This is a genomic window from Pseudomonas sp. IT-P294 (assembly GCF_949767865.1).
GTDB lineage: Bacteria > Pseudomonadota > Gammaproteobacteria > Pseudomonadales > Pseudomonadaceae > Aquipseudomonas.
The window spans coordinates 1-22,259 of sequence record NZ_CATKQW010000059.1 but is presented as its reverse complement, the minus strand read 5'-3'; the positions used below and the strand labels follow the sequence as shown (position 1 = coordinate 22,259).

Sequence of the window (22,259 nt, the reverse complement as noted above, 5' to 3'; positions counted from 1 at the left end):
ATGACTCAGACTTCCATCACTCGTAGCTGGGTTGCCTCCGCCAACGGCCACACCGATTTCCCGCTGCAAAACCTGCCGCTGGGTGTGTTCAGCGTCAACGGTTCGGCACCGCGCAGCGGCGTGGCCATTGGCGAGCATATCTTTGATCTGGAAGCGGCACTGGACGCGGGCCTTTTCGATGGCGTCGCTCGTACCGCCGTCGAAGCCACCCGTGGCGGTCAGCTCAATGGGTTTTTCGAACTGGGCCGCGAGGCTCGCGTCGCGCTGCGCGAACGCCTGCTGGAACTGTTCGCCGAGGGCAGCACGCTGCGTGGCAAGATCGAAGCCCAAGGTGTAAAGCTGCTGCCTCTGGCGGCGAATTGCACGATGCACCTGCCGGCGAAAATCAATGACTACACCGACTTCTACGTCGGCATCGAGCACGCGCAAAACGTCGGCAAGCTGTTCCGCCCCGACAACCCGTTGCTGCCCAACTACAAGTACGTGCCGATCGGTTATCACGGCCGTGCCTCGACCATTCGCCCGTCCGGCACCGACGTTCGCCGTCCGAAGGGCCAGACCTTGCCAGCCGGTCAGACCGAGCCGACCTTTGGCCCGTGTGCACGCCTGGATTACGAACTGGAACTGGGCATCTGGATCGGCCCGGGCAACGAGATGGGAGAGTCGATCGCCATCGGTGATGCCGCCGATCATATCGCCGGTTTCTGCCTGCTCAACGACTGGTCGGCGCGCGACATCCAGGCCTGGGAATATCAGCCGCTGGGGCCGTTCCTGTCGAAGAGCTTCATCACCAGCATTTCGCCATGGGTCGTGACGGCCGAAGCGCTGGAGCCATTCCGCCGCGCTCAGCCTGCGCGTCCTGAAGGCGATCCGCAGCCGCTGCCGTATCTGTTCGACAAGCGCGATCAAGCGACGGGCGCATTCGATATCGAACTGGAAGTGCTGCTGCTGACCGAAGGCCTGCGCGAGCAAAAACTGCCCGCCCATCGCCTGACCTTGAGCAACACCCAACACATGTACTGGACCGTGGCGCAAATGGTCGCGCACCACAGCGTCAACGGCTGCCAGTTGCAGGCCGGTGATCTGTTCGGTTCGGGCACATTGTCGGGGCCGCAGAACGGTCAGTTCGGCAGCCTGCTGGAAATTACCGAGGGCGGGAAAAAGCCGATTGAGCTGGCATCGGGCGAAGTCCGCAAATTCCTCGAGGACGGCGACGAAATCATCCTGCGCGCCCGTTGCAGCCGCGACGGTTTTGCGTCCATCGGCTTCGGCGAATGCCGTGGCAAAGTCGTGGCGGCGCGCTAAGAGGATCGGGTCATGGAACTCTATACCTACTACCGTTCGACCTCGTCTTACCGGGTGCGCATCGCGTTGGCGCTCAAGGGCCTGGACTATCAGGCGCTGCCGATCAACCTGATCGCGCCGCCCGGCGGCGAGCATCGTCAGCCGCCGTACCTGGCCATCAACCCGCAAGGCCGCGTGCCGGCCTTGCGCACGGATGAGGGCGAACTGCTGATCCAGTCACCGGCCATCATCGAATACCTGGAGGAGCGTTATCCACAGGTGCCGTTGCTGTCCAAAGACCTCGCTGCCCGCGCTCATGAGCGCGGTGTGGCGGCGTTGATCGGTTGCGACGTGCATCCGCTGCACAACGTCAGCGTGCTCAACAAGCTTCGGCAATTGGGACACGATGAGCCGCAGGTGGTGGAGTGGATCGGCCACTGGATCAGTCAGGGGCTGGCGGCGGTGGAACAGTTGATTGGGGAAGCGGGTTTTTGCCTTGGCGATCATCCGGGACTGGCGGACGTCTACCTGATCCCGCAACTGTATGCGGCCGAGCGCTTCAATATTTCACTTGAAGCGTACCCACGGATTCGCCGAGTGGCGGCGCTGGCGACGACGCATCCGGCGTTCATAAAAGCTCACCCGGCCAACCAGCCAGATACCCCTTAAAGCCCCGATGTGGGAGCTAATGCTGTTCACTTAAGACCGTTTTTGGGTTTGGGTTGGGGGGCATATCCGTTACCGCAGCAACGGATATGTACCCAACCCGCAACCCGCAACCCCAAAACGTTCTTAAGTGAACAGCATTACGATGTGGGAGCGAGCTTGCTCGCGATAGCGGTCTGACTCACACATTGATGTTGGATTTACTAACGCCATCGCGGGCAAGCCCGCTCCCACAATGGATCTGCGATCAATGGACGATTGCATTGGGCGGTAGATGCCCCAGCCGTTCAGTCAGGCGAATCCGCTGGATCGGGTCATCACTGAGCAGCAACGCATGCTCCAGGTCAAAGCGCTCGGCGTTCGGGCAGTCCAGCCGTTGGTAGAGGCTGGCGCGCGCCAGGTAATCGGAGGCGTTGGCGTTGCCCAGTTCGAGCACGCGTTCGGCGTCGATCAAGGCGCCGATGTAGTCATCGTGTGAGAGGTGCAACTGGCGCAAGTTGCGCGACAGGCGCTGCAGCATTTGCACCGGGTCGGCAGTCAGCAAGTGGTCGGCGCCGAGTTGCATGTTCGGGCCGTACTGGCGATGCAGCAGTTCACGGCAATCGTTGGGGTATAACCGACGCCCGCCACACGGGTCCAGCAAGTGATCGGCGCCCGGTACCCGCAGCAGGAAATGCCCGGGGAAATTGACCCCGACCAAAGGGATCTCCAGGCGCCTGGCCAACTCCAGGGCAATCAGTCCCAGTGACAACGGCTGGCCGCGCCGCAGTTCCAGCACCTTATGGATCAACGCCACTTGTGGGCGCAGCGGCGTGAAGTCGTCCTGGGCGAACCCCAGGTCATTCATCCTCCGCAATAGCGGTTGGGCCAGTTCGCTCACGGGTAACATCGGCAAGCCATAGCTGACCCGCTGTTGCAGATCGTTGAAGTCTGCCAGGACCGTTTCCGGGTTCAGCGCCTTATCGTGCTCGGCCGCCATCCACAGCGCTGCCTCGAACAGCGCGGGCGGTGATCGTTGCAGGCAGGCAAAGAAATATTGGCGGGGCGTCATGGAAATCTCCGGGCAATGCCTCGTTTTAGCCCCGTCTCCAGCATTCGTCCAGTGCTGTACACGGGCAGCTTGAGGTTATGTCCGAAAGCCTGCATCGCAGCGCTGCTTATTCCTGTGCGCTTCTGCAATTTTTGGGCGCAAGCCTATACTGGGGCGACTACAAGAAGTGATTCGGGAGCCTTACGATGTTCGCTCTCATGCAAAGCACTCGCCTTGAATCGCTGCATCTGAGCGTCGACCCGGTGACCGGGTTGAAGGCGGTCATTGCCATTCATAACAGACGTCTGGGGCCAGCCCTGGGCGGATGTCGTTACCTTGCCTATCCCAGCGACGAGTCAGCGGTCGAGGATGCCATTCGCCTCGCCCAAGGCATGAGTTACAAGGCTGCGCTTGCCGGCCTGGCACAGGGCGGCGGGGTTGCCGTCATCATTCGCCCCGCCCATGTGGAAAGCCGCGCCGCGTTGTTCGAAGCGTTTGGACGCTGCGTCAATGAACTCGATGGTCGCTACATCACCGCCATCGACAGCGGCACCTCGGTGGCGGACATGGATTGCATCGCTCAACAGACCCAGCACGTCACCAGCACCACCTCGGCGGGTGACCCTGCGCCTCACGCTGCCATGGGCGTATTCACCGGTATTCGTGCCACCGCGATGGCCCGCCTGGGCAGCGACAACCTAGAAGGCCTGCGCGTGGCCATCCAGGGCTTGGGCAACGTCGGTTATGCCTTGGCGGAACAACTGCACGCCGCCGGCGCCGAACTGTTGGTCAGCGACATCGATCACGGCAAGGTGCAACTGGCGATGGAACAATTGGGTGCGCACCCGATCGCCAACGAAGCGCTTCTCAGCACTCCTTGCGACATTCTTGCGCCCTGCGGCTTGGGCGGCGTGCTCAACAGTCACAGCGTGACGCAACTGCGCTGCTCGGCGGTGGCCGGTTCGGCAAACAATCAGCTGACTCACCTGGAGGTCGCCGATCAACTGGAGCGGCGGGGCATTTTGTATGCCCCCGATTACGTGATCAATTCCGGCGGGCTGATCTACGTATCACTCAAACACCGGGGTGAAGAGCTCACGACCATTACTGCACACCTGTCGAAAATCGCCTCGAGGCTGACCGAAGTCTTTGCCCATGCCCAGGCGGAAAAACGTTCGCCGGCGCGGGTGGCGGACGAGTTGGCGGAGAAAGTGCTGTACCGATGAAGGAGTAAGGGCCTACCCGGCAAACTTGCTCCACAGGCCCGGCGTCACAAGTGTCGGGCCGGTTAACCGCACGCCGACCCCGCGTGCCAGGAGCCCTGTGATGTTTCACAAGGTTGAGCTGCCCTACACCCGGTTTTTATCCCCTGACGGTCAGTTGCTCGGCGAACTTCCAGCCTGGGCCGACGACTTCAATTTGCTGACGCGCCTCTATCGGCAAATGGTCCTGACCCGCCTCTTCGATCAGAAAGCCGTCGCCCTGCAACGCACCGGGCGCATCGGCACCTATGCGCCCACCTTGGGCCAGGAAGCCATCGGCGTGGCGATTGGCAGTGTGATGCACGCCGAAGACGTGCTGGTGCCGTATTACCGCGACACCGCGGTGCAATTGATGCGCGGGGTGCGCATGGAAGAAATCCTGTTGTACTGGGGCGGCGATGAGCGCGGCAGCGATTTTGCCGAACCGGCGGTGGCCGAGGACTTTCCGATTTGCGTGCCCATCGCCACGCAAGCGTTGCATGCCTGCGGCGTCGCCAGCGCCTTCAAGATCCGTGGCGAGCATCGGGTCGCGGTCACCACGTGCGGGGACGGCGCGACCAGCAAAGGCGATTTCCTCGAAGCCCTCAATGTCGCTGGCGCCTGGCAGTTGCCCGTGGTGTTCGTGGTCAACAACAACCAATGGGCGATCTCGGTCCCGCGACGAATTCAGTGCGGCGCTCCGACTCTGGCGCAGAAAGCCATCGGTGCCGGGTTCCACGGTGAACAGGTCGACGGCAACGACCTGCTCGCCGTTTACGACCGGGTGCAAGCGGCCCTCGAACGCGCGCGCCATGGCAAAGGCCCGGTGTTGCTCGAATGCTTGAGTTATCGCTTGGGCGATCACACCACCGCTGACGACGCCACGCGCTACCGGTCGGCGGACGAAGTCCGGCACGCTTGGCTCGAAGAACCGGTCAAACGCCTGCAGCGTTTCATGGTCGGGCAAGGCGTGTGGGATGAAGGTCGGGAGCAGGCGTTGATCAGCGAATGCCAGGACCTGGTGCAGCGCGCTGTGGATAACTTCGAAGCGGCGGGTATTCAGGCCCCTGAATCGATACTGGATCACGTCTATGCAACCTGGCCTGATGCGTTGGCCGAGCAGCGTGACTGGCTGCTGGAGCGGGCGGCGCGCCGGGCAGGAGGTCCGGGCCATGAGTAACGGCAAGTTCACGCTGCTGGAAGCGGTGAATCTCGCCCTGCATCGGGCCATGAGCGAAGACGACAACGTCATCGTTCTGGGCGAGGACGTCGGGGTCAACGGCGGCGTGTTTCGCGCCACCCAAGGGCTGCGCGACAGCTTCGGTTTCAAGCGGGTGATCGACTCACCGCTGGCCGAAACCATGCTCGGTGGGCTGGTGATCGGCATGGCGGCGCAAGGCCTGAAACCAGTGGTGGAAATTCAGTTCATGGGCTTCATCTACGCCGCCATGGAGCATCTGGTGTCCCACGCCAGCCGCATGCGCAATCGCACGCGCGGGCGGATCACTTGCCCGATGGTCATGCGCACGCCGATGGGCGCGGGGATTCGCGCGCCGGAGCATCACAGCGAAAGCACCGAAGCACTGTTCGCGCACATTCCGGGGCTGCGGGTGGTCATCCCCTCGTCCCCGGCCCGAGCCTATGGCTTGCTGCTGGCGGCCATCGACAACCCGGATCCGGTGGTGTTTCTGGAGCCGACCCGGCTCTATCGGATGAACCCGCAAACCCTGGTGGACGATGGCAAACGCTTGCCGCTGGACAGCTGTTTCACCCTGCGCGAAGGCAGCGACATCACACTCGTCAGTTGGGGCGCCAGCGTCATGGAAACCCTGCAAGCCGCCATTGCGCTGGCCGAGCGCGGCGTCTCGGCGGAAGTGATTGACGTTGCCAGCATCAAACCGCTGGACCTCGACACCCTGGAAGCCTCGGTGCGCAAGACCGGTCGTTGCGTGATCGTCCACGAGGCGCCGCGCTCCTGTGGCGTCGGCGCGGAAATCGCCGCGAGCCTTTATGAGCGAGCGTTGCTGGAATTGCAGGCACCGATCCAGCGCGTCACCGCGCCGGACATTCCGCCGCCGCTGTATCGGCTGGAATCGCTGTACATGCCCAACGTCGACGACATTCTTCTAGCCTGCGACAACGTCCTGTTGCACCACTTCTAAAGCGACGCCCGACCCAAGGAGGCTGCGATGAAATATTTCAAACTGCCGGATCTGGGTGAAGGCTTGCAGGAGGCGGAGATCGTTCGCTGGCATGTCAGCGTTGGCGACACCGTCAAGACCGATCAACTGCTGGTGTCGGTGGAAACCGCCAAGGCCCTTGTGGACATTCCCGCGCCCTATGACGGCGTGGTGGCAAAACTGTATGGCGGCGAGGGCGACATCATTCACGTCGGCGAACCGCTGCTCGGGTACGAAGGCGAGGCGGACGCGGGCACCGTGGTCGGGCGGCTCGAGGGCGGCGGCAACAGTGAGGAGGATTCTTTTTTTATCGGAGCGGCACCTTCCACCCGCGAGCACTTGGCGATTCGAGCCACACCGACCGTGCGTCAACTGGCCCGGCAACTGGGTGTGGAACTGAGCGGATTGAAAGGTTCCGGCAACGATGGACTGATCATTCGCAGTGACGTGGAAAGCGCTGCCCAGAATGATCGTGAACGGTTCGGCGGCGAGAAACTGCGTGGCGTACGCCGCAGCATGGCGCTGAACATGGCCCGCTCCCACGCCGAAGTGGTGCCGGTGACCCTTTACGGTGACGCCGACCTGCATCGCTGGGGCCAGGCACGTGAGCCGCTGATTCGACTGGCCAAGGCGATGGCGGCGGCTTGCGCGGTGGAACCGGTGCTCAACAGCGCGTTCGACGGCAAGACCCTGTCGCTAAAACAACACGAACGGCTCGACCTGGGCATCGCCGTCGACACCCCGGACGGTTTGTTTGTGCCGGTGCTGCGCGATGTCGGCCAGCGCTCGACGGCGGACTTGAAAGAAGGCGTCATGCGTTTGCGCGCCGACGTGCAGGCACGCTCTATTCCGCCTAAGGAAATGATGGGCGCAACTCTGACCCTGTCGAATTTCGGCACTTTGTTCGGCCGCTACGCCAACCCGGTGGTGGTGCCGCCCCAAGTGGCAATCCTCGCCGCTGGCGCGATTCGCGACGAGCCGGTTGCCGTCGATGGCGCGGTAGTGGTGCATCCGGTGCTGCCGCTGTCGCTGACCTTCGATCATCGCGTGGTGACCGGCGGGGAGGCGGCGCGATTCTTCAAGGCGCTGGTCGATGCCCTGGAGCAACCCGACGCCTGATTTTTCCCGGGCATGAAAAAGGCCCTGAGCCATTTGACTCAGGGCCTATTCAATTTGGGCGTTGCTTACTTCGTTGCCTTGGCCGCTTTGGCGGGCTTGGCGGGGGCAGCTTCCTCTGCTTCAACCGGTGCAGGCGCTTCAACCGGTGCAGCCTTTTCAACCACTTCAGCCGGTGCGTTCAGCAGTTCGGACAGGGCGTCCGGCTGGCTCTTGAACGCTTTGGCAAACACATCGCGATTCTTCGCCATGTAGATGCCGGCTTCTTCCACTTGCTGCTCGCTCAGGGACGGAACGGCTTTTTGCAACACTTCAGCCAGCAATTCGGCCAGTTCGAGCATTTTGTCATGACGGTCAGCTTCGGCTTTATCCATGATTTAGTTCCATAGGAACTGCCTAGTTGCGAGTGGAACGAGTATGTTGTCGATCTGAAAAAGATTTGCTAGGATTTTTATGGGCCAACGCAGCCCCACTTACCACGGTTAATGACTCAACGACCAAAGTTTTGGAGTGGTCATAGCTGGTGTTCACGACGTTACTGGTCGGAGGCACAGCTATGGTTGACTTTGAGCGTTTACAACTCCCTCTCTCCTCTCCACCTCTCTTCTCTTATCTGCTCTATTCGATAATTATTTATAATTATTTGCTCTCAAAAAAAATTGATCATAAATATCATAATTTAACTAGTAACTATATTCCGATTGATTCGCATCGAATTTTTTATGCGGTTAGCAGACTTTTATATTTTGAAATAGTCAATATTTTTTGCTTCGTTGTTGCCCGCTTCAAAATGATCTCATTGTTGAAGGGGCGATTATTATGAAGCGAGTTAGCTTGACATATAAAATCGAGTGCTTTGATTGTGAAGGTGTCGCCAGGCACATCATTCTTTGTAAAAGAGGGTGCGTTTTTCCTATAAGTGCGTCACTTTATGAGGCACATTTACACTCTAGAAGAAAGCCGAAAAAAGGCACGACAAGAACAGTTCTCCAGCATGTTCTTTTTCTATATACCTGGGCCGATTTCGATGGGTTTGACCTGGAGAAAAGTTTATTTTCAGGTATGGGTCTTCAATTACCTGACATTCAGAGGTTTTCCAGCTGGCTTGATGCTCGATGCCACAAAGGTAATAAAGTTTCAGATGGATATAAGGCGCATATCATAAGCGATTGTAAGCGTTTTGTTATTTGGTTTGTTAAACGTCATGTGAAAAAAGTCGATGGCGAAGCTCTTAATATAACAATCTATAACGTGGTGAAAGCGCATAGAGAAGCTTGGAGCGAGATTGAGCTAACGGTTGTGCTCGACGTAATTGCGGAAGATATGACGGAAGACTTTTACCAGGAAATCGAAAGTTACTTCAAGCCAATCGATCTACCAATAACGAAGGCAAATCCAACCAGGCTAAGGAATTATATTATGTGGAGATTAGCCTGGGAGTTTGGCTTGAGAATAGGAGAGATTCTATCTTTACGGACGATTGATGTTAATTTGATATCTATTCCAAATTTCATAAGCATTGTTAGGTTAGATGAGCGAAAAGAAGATGAGATTGACTTCCGAAGTCCGTACCAACCTAAGGTCAAGACATTGTCGCGCGAACTTGGTTTTCTGGATCCCGAAACCTTGCTTCCTGAATTGATCGAGTTCTATATAAGTACGAAACGTACACGCTACATTATTAAGAATGGCAGTAGAGTGGCGTCGACATTTTTAGGTCATGATTTCTTATTTGTAGTGCATGACGGAACTGGCAGGTCTTTGTCGTGCTCAGCCGCGCAAAAAATTTCGAATGAAGCGCGACGGAAAAGCAGACAGGATTTTAATTGGCACTTAGCCCGACATTCCTTTTTCAATCGGCGTTATGCGGAAGCATCACTTTATTCTGATAACTCTATTCTAATCGATCATTTAATTTATTGGGGAGGGTGGAAGTCAGAAGAGTCACTCAAGCGGTATGTGCGGCGCTCAATTAGAGATATTGCGAGGTCAGGATTAATAAAAATGAACAAGCAATTCAACGTGTATGGAGTGGGTGATGAATGAAGATCAGAATTTTTCTTGTAAGGTCAATAAGATAACCCGCGTGCCGGTCAAGGTAAACGGTGAGAAATGGGAGGCAGATTGGAAGTTTAAGCATCATATAGATTTTGGGAAGTTTGAACTGCCTACGGTGGTAATTACATCTGCCAAAGAATATCTGAGGAAACGATTGTCCAGTGTTGGGCCGAATAGCATCGACTCCGCAAAAAATATGCTAGGGCGTTTAAGTCTGCTTTGGAATAAGGGTTGGTTCGATTTTTCGAATATGAAGTTAGTTGATTGGATGAGGTTGTGGAACTATGAGCCTATTGCAGGAAGGCGGGTGGCGAGGCTAGAGATAAAAAAGTTTTATAAATTTTGTAGTGATCATTCAATTGCCGGCGCAGATGATTTTGTGGCGGTGGAGATTTCCAGTTGGATTGCGGATATTGATGATGGCCATTATAGAGACTTACTGTCCTGGCACGAAGAAAGAGGAGCAATGACCACGACAGAGCAAGAAATTTTTCGCAGAAATTTACATGAAGAAGTGGAAAACGAGACGGTGAGGGAGCATTTCACTAGAGTATTTTTATGGGTTTGTCTTGAGACTTTGAAGAGGCCTACTCAGATATCGGGTATGTCGGCCGACGCTTTGGTTAAGATTCAAGCTCATGATGGTGATGTGCAGTATTTTTTGAGGATCCCGAAAGCTAAGCGACAACAAGGTCGTAAACCAGAATTGTGGCCCATTACCAATTCCTTAGCGTCTGAGATTATCGGTTATTCCGCTTACTTAGAGGTGTCGAGTGCGCAGAAGCAATTCAATTCCTTGTTCGTAGGAGATGGATTGCACAAAAGTAGACCGAAATATAATATAAGCGCGTATACACAACGATGGGTTGTCAGTCGAAATATTGTAAGTCCACGCACTCGCAAGCACTTGGTAATAACGCCATACAGAGTTCGACATACAGGAGCCACTGCTCTGGCAATGCATGGAACTCCTTTACGTGAAATACAATATATTCTAGAGCATGATTCTCCGAGTTCCTCGCAAGTCTACATTGACGTAATTGGTAGTGAGCTAGCTCCGTTGTTGGGTAAAATCGATCGAAAAACGGGATATATATTTAGTGGTTTGAATGAGGAGTTTTTCAAGGGTAGTGTACAAGGCTATTTACTTGATAAAAAAATTCTTATTCCAGTAGTGGATGTACCTGCTGTTGTAGGAAGTTGTGGGTTTAATGGGCGCTGTGACAAGCATCCATTTTTTCAGTGCTATAACGGATGCAAATATTTTATAGCCTGGAAAGATGCGGATCATTCTCGGTCGTTGGCTTATATTGAAAACGAGTTAGCGAGATGGGAGGCGGCCGAAGGGTTACATGAGCGAAGCAAAGCGATAAAAGACTTTGAACGTATAAAAGTTGCAATAACAGATGTTATCCATAGGGTGGCAAGTGACTATGCGCGACATGACTGATCTGAATAAATTTTTACTGGCTAATGGTGTGAGTAAAAAGCTTTTAGAGATCCTTGAAATATACAATTCTGTTCTACCGTTAGGGCAGGAACTATTTAGCGATAAATGGGATGTTATAGAATGGGTGCCTAGACCTGGCAATTTAAAATTTTTTCTACTTCATTTTGATTTAATCGAAAACCTGAGTTTGAGGCTGTGTGCAAAAATTTTTGTACTGTCAAAAAGGTTTTCAAAAAAAATTTATGGAGAGACAGCAATTGGATACATATATGCCATATCCAAGTTAAGTCTTGAGGTTGGCAGCAAGTCTTTATCAGAGCTGACGATTGAAGATTTTTATGCGACTGAGAAAAAATTGAAAAATTATGCAAATTCCGGATTTATGTATTTGAAAACTCTCCAGGTTTTCTCTGGATGGTTATGTTTGAATTTCAATCCTGCTTTAGAGTACGTTGCCCCGAATTCACAAAAAACAGATCATGGCCGAAATGGTAACGATAAAGGGAGAGCGAAAAAGTTGTTGCCGGATGAGGTGGTTTCTCAGCTATTCAGAATTGCTAATGCTCCCGACATGGATGAAAAAAATAGATTTTTCTTAAACGCATTTGTACTAGATACAGTAATGCAAGGTCGTATAAATGAACTGGCAACATTGCCGAATGAATGCTTAATTGAGGTTTCGGGATCCACAGCGATTAAGGTTTTTTCTGAAAAGGGCGGCGTACTAGGTGTTAGGCACTTCCCCCAGGTTTTGGCTCCTGCGGTAAAGGAAGCGGTCTCTTACATTCAGTCACAAACGGAGCAAGGAAGGGCTTTAGTAAAACGGCTAAAACAATCAAGCAGAGAGGATTGGTATGCAATATTAGATGATGATTTAGCTCTGCGTTACTTCACTAAAAAATTCGTATCTGAGTGGACGATGACGTATCGATTGCTAGACGATGATGCCGTATGGAGTAATTCACTATCTCGAACTATAAATGCGATTGAAACCTTAAGGAAATTTGATGGGTCATATCGGTTGGCGTGCGCTAGTTTAAATATTACAGATTCAAGTATGAGGCAGTTAGTGCGTAAACAGCAAGCTGCGAGACGAGGTGAGTATTTAGTTTATACATCCGGTGTTTTGCGTGTTCTGAGTTTTGATGATCAGTGCTGGAGAACTATTGCTAGAAAAAACCCATTGGCAATTGGGTTTGATCGAATGAGAACCTGTTTAGAAATTGAGTCTTCTAATGCTTTAGATAAAATTTCAGACATACTGGATGCAGGGCTCATCTGTCAGATGGAGCGCAAGGTATATCCAATGCCAGATTATAACTTGTTAATGGAGAGGAAGTATGCGGAAAAAATAAGGCCGGTTGTAGTTACGCGTAATGGCAGAGTTATTCTAGAACCTGAGGATGCGCTGTTCGTAGTCCCAAGAAATTTTCTTAATTCATTCAGGACTAGATCGAATCGCTATCAGCTTATTTCAGATGAAGTATTTACACGTTGGCTCTCTGCTCAAGTAGGGAATACTGATTCTATCTTCCATAGGTATGATATTAGAGATCCTAGGACAGGTGGTATAGCGGAGTTTACTTGGCATGATATAAGGCATTGGTTTCAAACTGTGTTAAAGCGGGGAGGACTTACTGATGCACAGGCGGGGCTTTTAGCCGGTCGCAAGCAATTGGATCAAACCAGAGTTTATGATCATACCCCCGCAATGGCGCGTTCTCAACAGTTGGCCAATATGCGTGATGGGATAAAAAAAGGATCTATAATTGGGCGGACGGCCGAAACATACGCAAAATTGCGTGTTGAGGATTCCGTTTTAGCGGAGGAATATTTAATAGCGTCGACTTTAGTTATAAATAGTATGCCGCATGGTGGGTGTACATTGAATCTTGCATTAACTCCTTGTATTCACCACTTGTCTTGCTTTTCTTCAGGGGTAGATGGTAATCCTTGTAATCATTTGCAGGTCAATACTGGGGATCAGAATCAAATTGCGGAGATTGTTAAGTTGCATAAACAGGCTTTGGCGATGATTGATAAGATAATTCATATGGGAGGTGAGGTCTCGCCCCAATATGAGCACTATATTAAAGTGGTTGAAAGTACAGGTAAGTTTATATCGTTGTCTCGCGATGTGAACAAGGATCAGCAGGGGTAGTGGCCAAGCCAAATGTTAAAAGTGAGATTGAAATGAAACAGTTGCGAGGCGCTAAACTTGAGGAGTTACTAGTGAAAGAGCTTTGTAGTTGGTTTGAGCTCACTGCCAGTTCCGGGAAGCCATTTCAATACAGCCAGTTAGCTTTTGCCAATAGAATTGGGGTGTCTCGAGAAACGATACGAAAAAAACAGGCGGTATTGGATGTCGTACTGGAGCGTTTTTCTTCACAAAGAAAAATTTCCGACGGCAAAAAGAGCCGAAAGGAGGAACTAAAAAGAATTGAGGCCCTCACAAATCAGTTGAATTTAATAACGGCTAAGTATCACAGATTGAAAAAGCATCATGTGGAAATCTTTTCTTTGCTGTATAGGCATGGCGTTGATTTTCGCATGTTGGGGCTGGAAGAATTGCTTGATGTAGAAAGCGCTAGTGCCGATGATTAACTAGGTAGTTCAAAAATATTAGTGAACCGCTCCCTCTTTTGTGGAACTCAATCTTCATACAGGTTGACTTGCGGCTTCGAGCTTATTGCTTGTTTGGCTTTCGCTATTTTCCGGGTCAGCTCAGGTACCACCATCCCACTCCAGAAACCTATTTGGCTCCGATCTTCGTTCCGCAGAGCAACAGCAGGGAACCTCCACCCAGGGCTTTATTTTGGCCAAGCATCCATCGCGGGGGCGCCAGCTCTACTCTCAAAGATTGCCTCAGCGAGGAGACAGATTGCGGCAATTCGGCGATTAGCACGCGAGTCGTCTTCCGGTCTTATCAGATGCCGAACAGTTATTGAGGGATTCAAACCATTTCATCAACTTATTGAGTGCTCCGCGTCATGAAACAGAGGCGTCTCATAGCCGCAGTGGAATTGCCCTTAGCTTGGATGTTTCTATTATCTGTGGTTGCCGACAGCTCACTAGCTGAGTCGACGGTGGGTAGGCCGATGAGCTGATCGGGATGGTACGCCGTTGGGATGAATATTCTGCTTGCCGGTTGAGTGGGAAGCTCTAGAAGCGCCAGGTTGCGTATGCCTTCTGCGGAGAAACCGCTCACCGTATGTCGGAAAACATTCTAGGGGAGGTCGGTTCCGGTCAGGAGCATTTTCACCTCATCCGTAATGCTCGCTAAGAGCTCGTCAGCATTGCTACCCCCGTCCTTGTAAACGTACGCCACGGCAAGGAGCGATACGGGGTGAACACCTAAAACCGAGCAGAGGTCGTCCAATTTATCCAGCGTCGGGCTGGTAATGGCGCGCTCTAGCATGCTAACGAATGTTCGGCTGCTGACAATAGAGAAATCCTCCTGTGTCTGCCCCTTTTGTAGGCGCACCAACCTTAATGCCTTTCCAAACGCTTCTCTGACTTCCACTTTGTGGTTCCACAAAATGAAAAGATGAAGCGGTATTGAACAATATATGGCTACAAAATATATTGTTCATTGCGCGCTTCTTTCTTAGAAGATCAAATTGACGGACGGGGGACATCATGTTCACGACCTACCAGCAAGCAGCCATTTCCTGTGGTACCCCTCCCAGAAATCGAGGCACCTGGCATTGGTCGTACGTTGAGCAGGAGATAATGTGGCCTTGGTTCTACCTTCAGATTGTCCGTGAACATCCCGGAGAGAGCTTTCGAAGCATGCTCATGATTTCAAACGTATCTGAGTTGAAGGAGCTTCTCGATTCACAAAACGAGCATATGTGGCTGGAGCAAGCCCAGCTTGTTACCCCCGACCACTTCAACGGGCGAGGTCGCTGGATCATGGAGCCGCTTCTTGAGGTGAGTCTGGAGCGTGATCAGCGGGACGGTAGCCTTGGGCATATTTTTAAAGTGGAAGGCAACCATTGTTACTCAACTCACCCCAACTCTGGGAGGGCGGACCTTATGAGCAGTCAGCTCATCTTTTCAGCGGCAAAACATTTGCGGAACTGACTATTAGACTGCATTGGAGACTAGCTGTATGACGCTTCCCAGCGAACGCACTAGAGCTGTTGTACAAGCCAGAGAGTTTTTGGAGCTTCTAAGGCGGGACGAAGCTCTGCCGGAATCAATTCGATGTGAAGCATTTCGGTTGCTACGCCATTTCCCGAGAAAAACTGAGTTGGTGCTGGCTGGAAAACTTGAGGCCGCACACCCATTGGGCGTAGGCCCGGTATTTTCCCCAGTTTTCGACGAATGAGACATGCGAGATCGGCAATTGAGGTGAGGCATTTGTGCCAATTGCATACAAGTCGAAGATTGCCGACGATTCTGTACGGCTAATAGTGTTTATGGCAGGGGGGAGGGCGTATGTCGGTATCAGCCAGAATTTCAGGTCGTATCAAACACATGCCTAAAGCCCACCCCTTCTGTACCGGAGATTTCAGGGAGTTTGGCTCTCGCATTGCGGTAAATAGGGCAATGTCAAGGCTAGTGGAAGCTGGTGTGCTTGAGCGGCTCGCCCGTGGTATCTATATGCGTCCAAAAATCAGCCCCTATGCGGGGAACGTGCGGCGAAGCACCTCTAGCATTCTGAGGGTGATTGCCAGGCGAAATCGCGAAACTACTCAGATTCACGGTGCTGAGGCGGTCAGGCAATTTAATCTCAGTACCCAGATGCAGGTCGCTTCGACTTTTTACACAGGCGGCTCCAGTCGTGAGCTGCGGTTCGGCCGAAAAACTCTTCGCCTCCAACATGTTTCGCAAGTGAAGCTTCAATACGCTGGCACGAAGGTTGGATTGGCACTCGTCGCCCTTTTCTACCTTGGGAAGGCAGGTGTCGACAGCAATGCTGTAGCAAAAATCAGAAGCAAGCTAAGCCCGGTAGAGTTCGACGCCCTACAGTCCTGCCAAATGCCTAAATGGATGAAAGTCGCAGTTCTACAAAGTCGCTAACCAACATCAACTAGCTGCTGCTCAGGCATCGCAGATTTTGATGGGTGTTGGTAGCACCCACATGCCTGGAACACAAGTTCCTCCACCCGTCAACGAAGAGTTGATGTACGCAAACCACGAATGGGGTTTCGCATTGTGCAGAATGCGCTCACATACTCGTACCCGATATTACGTGCAAGTAGGGGCTGACGAGAAGGTAGAAGATTGGTCCGATCAGCGTTTTTGGGATGAACTGAAATCTCGCCTTGCTGAAGAAACGGCTGCGCGACTGATCACTGGTCCATCGATTGAAAAAAGCATCGCGCCGCTGCGAAGCTTCGTTGTTGAGCCCATGCAATATGGGCACCTGTATCTCGTAGGTGACGCCGCTCATATCGTTCCTCCAACAGGTGCCAAGGGATTGAACCTGGCGGGCAGTGACGTCAGTACCCTCTACTAGATTCTTCTCAAGGTATACCGGCAAGGTCGAGGCGACTTGCTCGAGCGTTACTCTCAGGTCTGCCTCAAGCGCGTATGGATAGCCGAGCGGTTTTCCTGGTGGATGACCTCAATGTTGCACAAATTTCCTGGGACGGACGCCTTCAGCCAGCGCATGCAGCAGACCGAACTCGAATACTTCGTCGGCTCCGAAGCCGGCCGTAAAATCATTGCGGAAAACTATGTTGGTCTCCGTTACGAACCGATTGAATAGTGATTCCAACTCCCTTGGCAATGATGCCAAGGGTGTTTTTTACAGCAGGCAGAGGCTAGGCGTTCCACGGCGTTAGTGGCCTTGTCTGATTGGGAGGCTTTACCCAAGCTTCTTGCTGTCGGCGTGCTCTCCACGAGAGAGCAGTCGCCTTTTTCTTTGCGTATGTCTGAAGGTCGTTGCTAACCGCAGCGATCTGAATGACACCGGGTGTGTACTTTGCGAACTCGGGATGCCGCCATCGCTTGACCGAAAAACAGCAGTAAGAAATATTGCCAAGATCAGCAGCCGCAACTCACTCGAGGGAAGGGCTGCTTTTGGCAATTTCAGTCCGTCGCGAGAGGCAGAAAACGACCCAAAACGGACCCTTACGGTCACTAATAAGTCAGTCGTTGTTCGTTGGATCGGATTGAGCCTTGTCCTCATTAACCTCCACTCTGACGCGACAACGCATCGAGTTGCAATTGGTGGGTTTGTTCTGCGCTGTAAGGGTGCCGCCAGGATGATTGGCACAGTCGCTCAGTATGGCAATGCCATTGACAGAACAAGACGCTGGAATTAGATGTGGCACTTTGCTAGCGTCAGAGGCTATCGCGAAAATGCATGTTGGATCTCGCGTTTTCGCAATTTTTGAAGCTGAAATGTGGGTTGGGTATGAGCGCTAGCAAATTCTATAAGCTTGAACAGCAAAGATTGTTCTTGGAAGCCGAGAAAATATCACTATTTACCAACCACGGTCCTACTATAGGTGCTTACAGAGAAGGCGTTCTCAGGGATTATATAAAGAGATTCATGCCGAGCTCATTAAAAGTTACATCGGGATTCGTATCAGTCAATAAAAATCATGCGGATCTGATAGAGGGCCAGAGTCGGCAAGTAGACATACTTATTTGTGATACCGACCAATATGTTCCGCTTTTGGAGGTTGATGGGTTTTCAGTCATCAGGCCAGAATCTCTGAGGGGATGTGTCGAGGTAAAATCCTCACTTACATTTTATAAGAACCGGAATCCAGAGGGCTCGATAGAGACCAGCGAAGCCTATCCGTTGGGGGGAGGCTATACCACTGCTTATCGATGGGCGGGTACCCTCGTAGATGCATTGGAAAACATAAAACACTGCGCTGATGCATGTGAGTCCAGGAAAACGGAGGGATACTTTTCAAGCATCCTAGCATTCGACTCTACGTTTGAAACTCGAAAAATCTACGAAGCGCTGGACAGTGGCAGCCTGCAGGCACAGCTGGGCATTAATCATCTGCGACAACTTCCGATTTCAATTTGTGTGCTTTCAAAGTTTATAACATTCTTTTTTGAAATTGATATGTTTGAATCGGGCAAGCAATATCCAATTGAGCATGAGACATTTTATAATGAAATGACTGCTGTTAAAGGAAGTGAAGAGTATCCGTTGCAGTTTTTCTCTGCCTACTTATACAATCAGGTCGGGTATTCACATTCGAAAAGGCCCGCAGAGTCTGAAGGGATTCATGCCGGAATAGGCAGCGTAGGCATCTGGAGCCATCACTTCGACCTCTGCTCGGGTGATTTGTAACAATGTTATCTTAAGCGTCGAGTCCAGACGCAGAGTGGCTTTCAAGCAGCGGGCCACCTGAGTGCAAAAAGACACCTAGGTACTGTACGAAGGTCTTGAATACTTCTTGCAACCACTCCAGACGCACATCGAGCCGCTTCCACGGACACCTCGCGCCGATTGCCGAGCCAGTGCGGTACATTCGATGCGGTTCAGTACAGCCAAGAGCCAAGGGCGCGATCACCGGCTCGGCATACACCCGCTGCGCTGAACTTTCACGCGCAGCCAAATGCTGGCCGGATTGCGGACCTGGAGTGATCAAAATCTCACGCAACCGGGTCGCCTGACCCATTAGCTGCACTACGCCCCCACGACCGATTACTACCGACCCAACGCCGACGGTGGCTACAGGCATAAATTGGCCTTTGTTGACAGGCAGCTTCTGGCCGATTTCAGTATGCGTCCGGCCAAGTCATCTACCCGACCCAGCAAAGCCAAGACATGGTGTAGTGGCCAACTAATCCCGGACACGACGTTAAATTTTTTCTTCGGCCCGAACTGGTGCCACCCCACCGTTGAATTGATGGGGTCGAACCCAGTTGTACCTAGGTGTGCAGCTTACGCCGCGCGTAAAGCTTTAGGATTAAGTAAAGAAACTTTGTCGTTGCGGGTGATTTATGCATTTAGAGGAAGGATTCCTTTCCCTTAGAACTCATATTTAAGGGCAAAGTGGAGCAACAATGCGACGCATCAACCAGCGCGATGGTTCGCGTCGTCATTTGGTTTCCCGGTATCACGAGTAGTCGAAGTCGACCCAAAGAGATGGTGGCGACATGCAGAAATCGGCTTCAATCTCATCTGCTCTGAGCGAATAAGATAAACAGCTCTAGGTTGACTAGGGAGGGTTGGGCTTACGGCGCATGTGGGTATTCACCTTGAATTGTGCAAGGTGAGCTGGACGGACGCTTAGTGCGCCAGTTAAAGCTGGCGGAGGATAGTCGATGAAAGTTCGATACTGGTAAGAAATGGCGAATCAACCAGACCCCGAGTCATGCATGTTGCGCCGTGAGGTGCAGGGTGAAGCGTTGACAGGGGAAACCGATGGGCCAGCCATTGAGCCGCGTAATCAGGAATTCGGGATGCCGATGCTGTTAAGCGAAGCAGAAGGCAATACGGAGCATGGCGTTATACGCCAGTCATGCTCTGATCCCGCGCGGTCGGAGACCCTGTGCACGTCGGGAAGTCCTTCGTACGGAAACTGGGAGATCTCAGCGGCGCCCGGTGCGCAAGCACCGGGCGGAGCAGGAAAGGTCAAAAGCCGTAACCCTGCTATTCACGTCGCTGAGAAGTCGGATACGTCCGTAGTACCTGAGAAGCCATCGAACAAAGGGCCTGGCCCGGCGGAGATAGTGGAGGAAAGGGACGTAGTCAAGGGAAACACCAACAGGCCTCCCGCGCCCCGGACACTGAGCCGGATCAGTAGCGCGTCGATGGGACTTAAAGGTGTACGTGAAGCAGCTCGAAGGAACAAGGGGATGCAGTTCACAGCACTGCTGCATCACATCACACCGCAGTTATTGGCGCAGAGCTTCTATGCCCTTCGCCGCGATGCTGCGGTGGGAGTGGACGGCATGTCGTGGCGAGAATATGAGGAAGGTCTTCTCCAGCGGGTGACCGATTTGCACGCAAGGCTCCACAGTGGAGCCTATCGGGCAACGCCGTCGCGGCGGGTCTATATTCCCAAAGCCGACGGCAGGCAGCGTCCGCTGGGCATTGCCTCTCTTGAGGACAAGATCGTACAGCAGGCGGTCGTTACCGTTTTGAATGCGATCTATGAAGAAGACTTTCTAGGATTCTCGTATGGGTTTCGGCCGGGACGTAACCAGCACGATGCGCTGGATGCGTTGACGGTCGCGCTCAAGGGCCAGAAGGTGAACTGGATATTGGATGCGGATATCACGTCGTTCTTTGATGAGATCGACCATGAATGGATGCTGATGTTTCTAGGACACCGGATTGCAGACCGACGCATGCTCGGACTTATCTGCAAATGGCTTAAGGCGGGAGTTTTGGAGGATGGCCGTAGGGTGGCTGCGACCAAGGGGACGCCCCAAGGCGCAGTGATATCGCCGTTGCTGGCGAATATCTATCTTCACTACGTGCTGGATCTATGGGCAAGGCAATGGCGCCAGCGGCATGCCCATGGCGATGTGATTGTTGTGCGCTACGCGGACGACAGCGTGGTGGGTTGCAGGACGCAATGGCAGGCTCAGCAGTTTCTGGTGCAGTTGCAGGAACGCTTGGCCAGGTTCGGTTTATCCCTCAATGCCTCGAAGACACGGCTGATTGAATTTGGTCGTTTTGCTGCGAGAAATCGTAGGAAGCGAGGGTTAGGTAAACCGGAGACGTTTGACTTCCTGGGCTTCACGCACTGTTGTAGTACCAACAGAAGCGGTGGCTTTCAAATACTGCGACTGACGGTCAAGAAGCGAATGCGTGCGACGCTGCTGGCTATTCGGGATGAGCTGAAGCGCCGACGTCATGAGCCCATCCGGGCTCAAGGGCAATGGCTTACTCGGGTGGTCAGGGGCTACTTCAATTACCACGCGGTGCCGGGAAACCTGATACGTCTTGGTGGCTTTCGTTCGGCGGTATGTCGCCTATGGCGGCAAGCCCTCAAACGTCGCAGCCAGCGTAATCGGCTTCAATGGTCACGCTACGGACGCCTTGCTGACCTCTACATACCTAGACCCAGAAATGCACATCCTTACCCTGAGGATCGCTTCGCGTCACACACCCGAGGCAGGAGCCGTATGCGGTAGTTCCGCACGTACGGATCTGTGCGGGGGGCGGCAGGTAACTGCCGTCCCTACCGCGACCTTCCAAGTTGCGTAGGCACGTCTAGTAGGCATCACAGTGAGGCTTTGTAGGAGGTGTCAGGATCAAGCTGAATCGCACCGGCCCCCTCCAACCGGCAAATTGCTCGCCCTTTCTTGGTTATGACGAAACTGTGACCCTGGGCAACCAGCGCAATAAGGCGTCGGAGTCGCCGGCGAGCTTGGCTACAGCTGATGGTTGTAAACATAACTGAGGCACCCTTTGTATGGTGTTCTAGAGCGTAGCGCCATGCACCCTCAAATGTATGCAACGAATCGCATCCATAATCGTAACCGTTAGGCAAACACGCTCCAGCGTCCCCCTAAAGGTAAAAGCCGAAAATCAGCACCTAACCAGTCATTTAACTGGCGCCGCGTAAGCGGGCCTCGATGAAACATTCGTTTTTCTCTCAACACTCGACTGGCATTGGCTGGTCGACCATAGCAATACCGACCCGTCGGATTCCCCAGGATGCATCCCCGAAGAACGGTTGCACATTTCGCCCTGGCTAGTTGCCACGCCGTCCATCAGGTTGCACCACCCCACTCAAGGGCCTGAAGGACACGGCGAACTTGTTTGGCCCCTATCTCGGTATCGCAGAGGATGATCGGTGCCGTCCCACCGAGCGCTTTGTTCGGCGCCGACAGCCACTGGGTGGCGGACACTGGTGTCTCAAATATCGCCTCGGCCAAGTGACTGACCGTAGCAATTCTGTCCAAACGCTCGGAGGCTACAGGGTCAAGGTTCTTGTGCGCTCGTAGCAGTCGTTCAAGCGTCGACATGGAGGCATTAAGCAGCGTTTCCAGCTGGCGGTCTTGCAGGTCGAAGGCCAAACGAAGTACCTGGATAAGGGCAGCGGGATACCCTACCCTGATTTGCCGCAGCCTCTCCGAGTCCGTCAGTAATTTTTGATGGGAACTGAAGCGCCAAAAGGCCACGATCCCCTCATCTCGCGTCGCCTCTTTCTTTTTAGCCGGACGTCGTGTCACAGGTGAAGTGCTCATTAACACTTGCTCCCAATGATTTCCCATGCAATGGAACATGGGATCCCCTCTCTAACTGGAACGGCCATTGAACGCGATTTCAGCCCTTCGCGACAGGCAGAAAT

At 53.1% G+C, this 22,259-nt stretch carries 18 protein-coding genes and 2 pseudogenes; 16 read left to right on the top strand and 4 right to left on the bottom strand.

Going from position 1 to position 22,259, the window contains the following annotated elements:
- Together fahA and maiA are read left to right on the top strand one after the other, a co-directional pair.
- The gene (gene fahA / locus ACM6I0_RS30315; RefSeq protein WP_414924001.1) at positions 1 to 1,305 is read left to right on the top strand and encodes a fumarylacetoacetase; all 1,305 of its coding nucleotides are present in this window, start codon (positions 1 to 3) and stop codon (positions 1,303 to 1,305) included.
- 12 nt (positions 1,306 to 1,317) lie between these two features.
- The gene (gene maiA / locus ACM6I0_RS30310; RefSeq protein WP_414924000.1) at positions 1,318 to 1,953 is read left to right on the top strand and encodes a maleylacetoacetate isomerase; all 636 of its coding nucleotides are present in this window, start codon (positions 1,318 to 1,320) and stop codon (positions 1,951 to 1,953) included.
- Positions 1,954 to 2,197: 244 nt separating this feature from the next.
- Here maiA and ACM6I0_RS30305 read toward each other — a convergent pair whose 3' ends face one another.
- Positions 2,198 to 3,001, bottom strand: a complete 804-nt coding sequence (locus ACM6I0_RS30305; RefSeq protein WP_414923999.1) for a SirB1 family protein — start codon at positions 2,999 to 3,001, stop codon at positions 2,198 to 2,200.
- Between the two features lie 185 nt (positions 3,002 to 3,186).
- Here ACM6I0_RS30305 and ACM6I0_RS30300 point away from each other — a divergent pair, with 185 nt between their 5' ends.
- From ACM6I0_RS30300 to ACM6I0_RS30285, 4 genes are all read left to right on the top strand, one after another.
- Positions 3,187 to 4,206 carry a Glu/Leu/Phe/Val dehydrogenase family protein gene (locus ACM6I0_RS30300; RefSeq protein ID WP_285430919.1) on the top strand — a complete coding sequence of 340 codons (1,020 nt, stop codon included), beginning with the start codon at positions 3,187 to 3,189 and terminating at the stop codon, positions 4,204 to 4,206.
- 100 nt (positions 4,207 to 4,306) lie between these two features.
- A complete protein-coding gene (gene pdhA / locus ACM6I0_RS30295) occupies positions 4,307 to 5,401 on the top strand; it encodes a pyruvate dehydrogenase (acetyl-transferring) E1 component subunit alpha (protein ID WP_414923998.1) in 1,095 nt (364 codons plus the stop codon).
- On the top strand, positions 5,394 to 6,383 hold the full coding sequence (locus ACM6I0_RS30290) for an alpha-ketoacid dehydrogenase subunit beta (protein ID WP_414923997.1): 990 nt from the start codon (positions 5,394 to 5,396) through the stop codon (positions 6,381 to 6,383). Before pdhA ends, ACM6I0_RS30290 begins: the two co-directional genes overlap by 8 nt.
- Positions 6,384 to 6,410: 27 nt before the next feature.
- The gene (locus ACM6I0_RS30285; protein ID WP_414923996.1) at positions 6,411 to 7,520 is read left to right on the top strand and encodes a dihydrolipoamide acetyltransferase family protein; all 1,110 of its coding nucleotides are present in this window, start codon (positions 6,411 to 6,413) and stop codon (positions 7,518 to 7,520) included.
- Positions 7,521 to 7,687: 167 nt separating this feature from the next.
- Here the strand turns inward: ACM6I0_RS30285 and ACM6I0_RS30280 are convergent.
- Positions 7,688 to 7,891 (bottom strand): annotated as a pseudogene (locus ACM6I0_RS30280) (YebG family protein); the annotation flags it as partial.
- Between the two features lie 445 nt (positions 7,892 to 8,336).
- Between ACM6I0_RS30280 and ACM6I0_RS30275 the strand changes: the two are divergent.
- From ACM6I0_RS30275 to ACM6I0_RS30260, 4 genes are read left to right on the top strand one after another with little or no spacing between them, the layout of a single operon-like run.
- The gene (locus ACM6I0_RS30275; RefSeq protein ID WP_414923995.1) at positions 8,337 to 9,563 is read left to right on the top strand and encodes a hypothetical protein; all 1,227 of its coding nucleotides are present in this window, start codon (positions 8,337 to 8,339) and stop codon (positions 9,561 to 9,563) included.
- Positions 9,556 to 11,025 carry a tyrosine-type recombinase/integrase gene (locus ACM6I0_RS30270; protein ID WP_414923994.1) on the top strand — a complete coding sequence of 490 codons (1,470 nt, stop codon included), beginning with the start codon at positions 9,556 to 9,558 and terminating at the stop codon, positions 11,023 to 11,025. Before ACM6I0_RS30275 ends, ACM6I0_RS30270 begins: the two co-directional genes overlap by 8 nt.
- Positions 11,018 to 13,186: a hypothetical protein gene (locus ACM6I0_RS30265; protein ID WP_414923993.1), complete on the top strand. Its 2,169-nt coding sequence runs from the start codon at positions 11,018 to 11,020 to the stop codon at positions 13,184 to 13,186. The genes ACM6I0_RS30270 and ACM6I0_RS30265 overlap by 8 nt, the downstream gene beginning before the upstream one ends.
- On the top strand, positions 13,186 to 13,629 hold the full coding sequence (locus ACM6I0_RS30260; RefSeq protein ID WP_414923992.1) for a hypothetical protein: 444 nt from the start codon (positions 13,186 to 13,188) through the stop codon (positions 13,627 to 13,629). Before ACM6I0_RS30265 ends, ACM6I0_RS30260 begins: the two co-directional genes overlap by 1 nt.
- A gap of 622 nt (positions 13,630 to 14,251) precedes the next feature.
- On the opposite strand, the gene ACM6I0_RS30255 is transcribed toward ACM6I0_RS30260, so the two are convergent.
- Positions 14,252 to 14,548, bottom strand: coding sequence for a helix-turn-helix domain-containing protein (locus tag ACM6I0_RS30255; protein WP_414923991.1), 297 nt, complete (start codon positions 14,546 to 14,548; stop codon positions 14,252 to 14,254).
- Between the two features lie 116 nt (positions 14,549 to 14,664).
- Here ACM6I0_RS30255 and ACM6I0_RS30250 point away from each other — a divergent pair, with 116 nt between their 5' ends.
- The 6 genes and pseudogenes from ACM6I0_RS30250 to ltrA all read left to right on the top strand — a co-directional run bounded on the left by ACM6I0_RS30250 (position 14,665) and on the right by ltrA (position 21,096).
- Complete coding sequence (locus ACM6I0_RS30250) at positions 14,665 to 15,111, top strand: hypothetical protein (protein ID WP_414923990.1); 447 nt, start codon at positions 14,665 to 14,667, stop codon at positions 15,109 to 15,111.
- A gap of 28 nt (positions 15,112 to 15,139) precedes the next feature.
- Positions 15,140 to 15,358, top strand: coding sequence for a BPSL0761 family protein (locus ACM6I0_RS30245; RefSeq protein ID WP_414923989.1), 219 nt, complete (start codon positions 15,140 to 15,142; stop codon positions 15,356 to 15,358).
- Positions 15,359 to 15,468: 110 nt separating this feature from the next.
- Complete coding sequence (locus ACM6I0_RS30240) at positions 15,469 to 16,053, top strand: DUF6088 family protein (RefSeq protein WP_414923988.1); 585 nt, start codon at positions 15,469 to 15,471, stop codon at positions 16,051 to 16,053.
- A gap of 82 nt (positions 16,054 to 16,135) precedes the next feature.
- A pseudogene (locus tag ACM6I0_RS30235) lies at positions 16,136 to 16,744 on the top strand (FAD-dependent monooxygenase); the annotation flags it as partial.
- 651 nt (positions 16,745 to 17,395) lie between these two features.
- Complete coding sequence (locus tag ACM6I0_RS30230) at positions 17,396 to 18,295, top strand: DUF6602 domain-containing protein (RefSeq protein WP_414923987.1); 900 nt, start codon at positions 17,396 to 17,398, stop codon at positions 18,293 to 18,295.
- Between the two features lie 1,514 nt (positions 18,296 to 19,809).
- Positions 19,810 to 21,096 carry a group II intron reverse transcriptase/maturase gene (gene ltrA / locus ACM6I0_RS30225; protein ID WP_414923986.1) on the top strand — a complete coding sequence of 429 codons (1,287 nt, stop codon included), beginning with the start codon at positions 19,810 to 19,812 and terminating at the stop codon, positions 21,094 to 21,096.
- Between the two features lie 582 nt (positions 21,097 to 21,678).
- Here the strand turns inward: ltrA and ACM6I0_RS30220 are convergent.
- Positions 21,679 to 22,155, bottom strand: a complete 477-nt coding sequence (locus ACM6I0_RS30220; RefSeq protein ID WP_414923985.1) for an antitoxin Xre/MbcA/ParS toxin-binding domain-containing protein — start codon at positions 22,153 to 22,155, stop codon at positions 21,679 to 21,681.
- Positions 22,156 to 22,259: the final 104 nt, after the last annotated feature.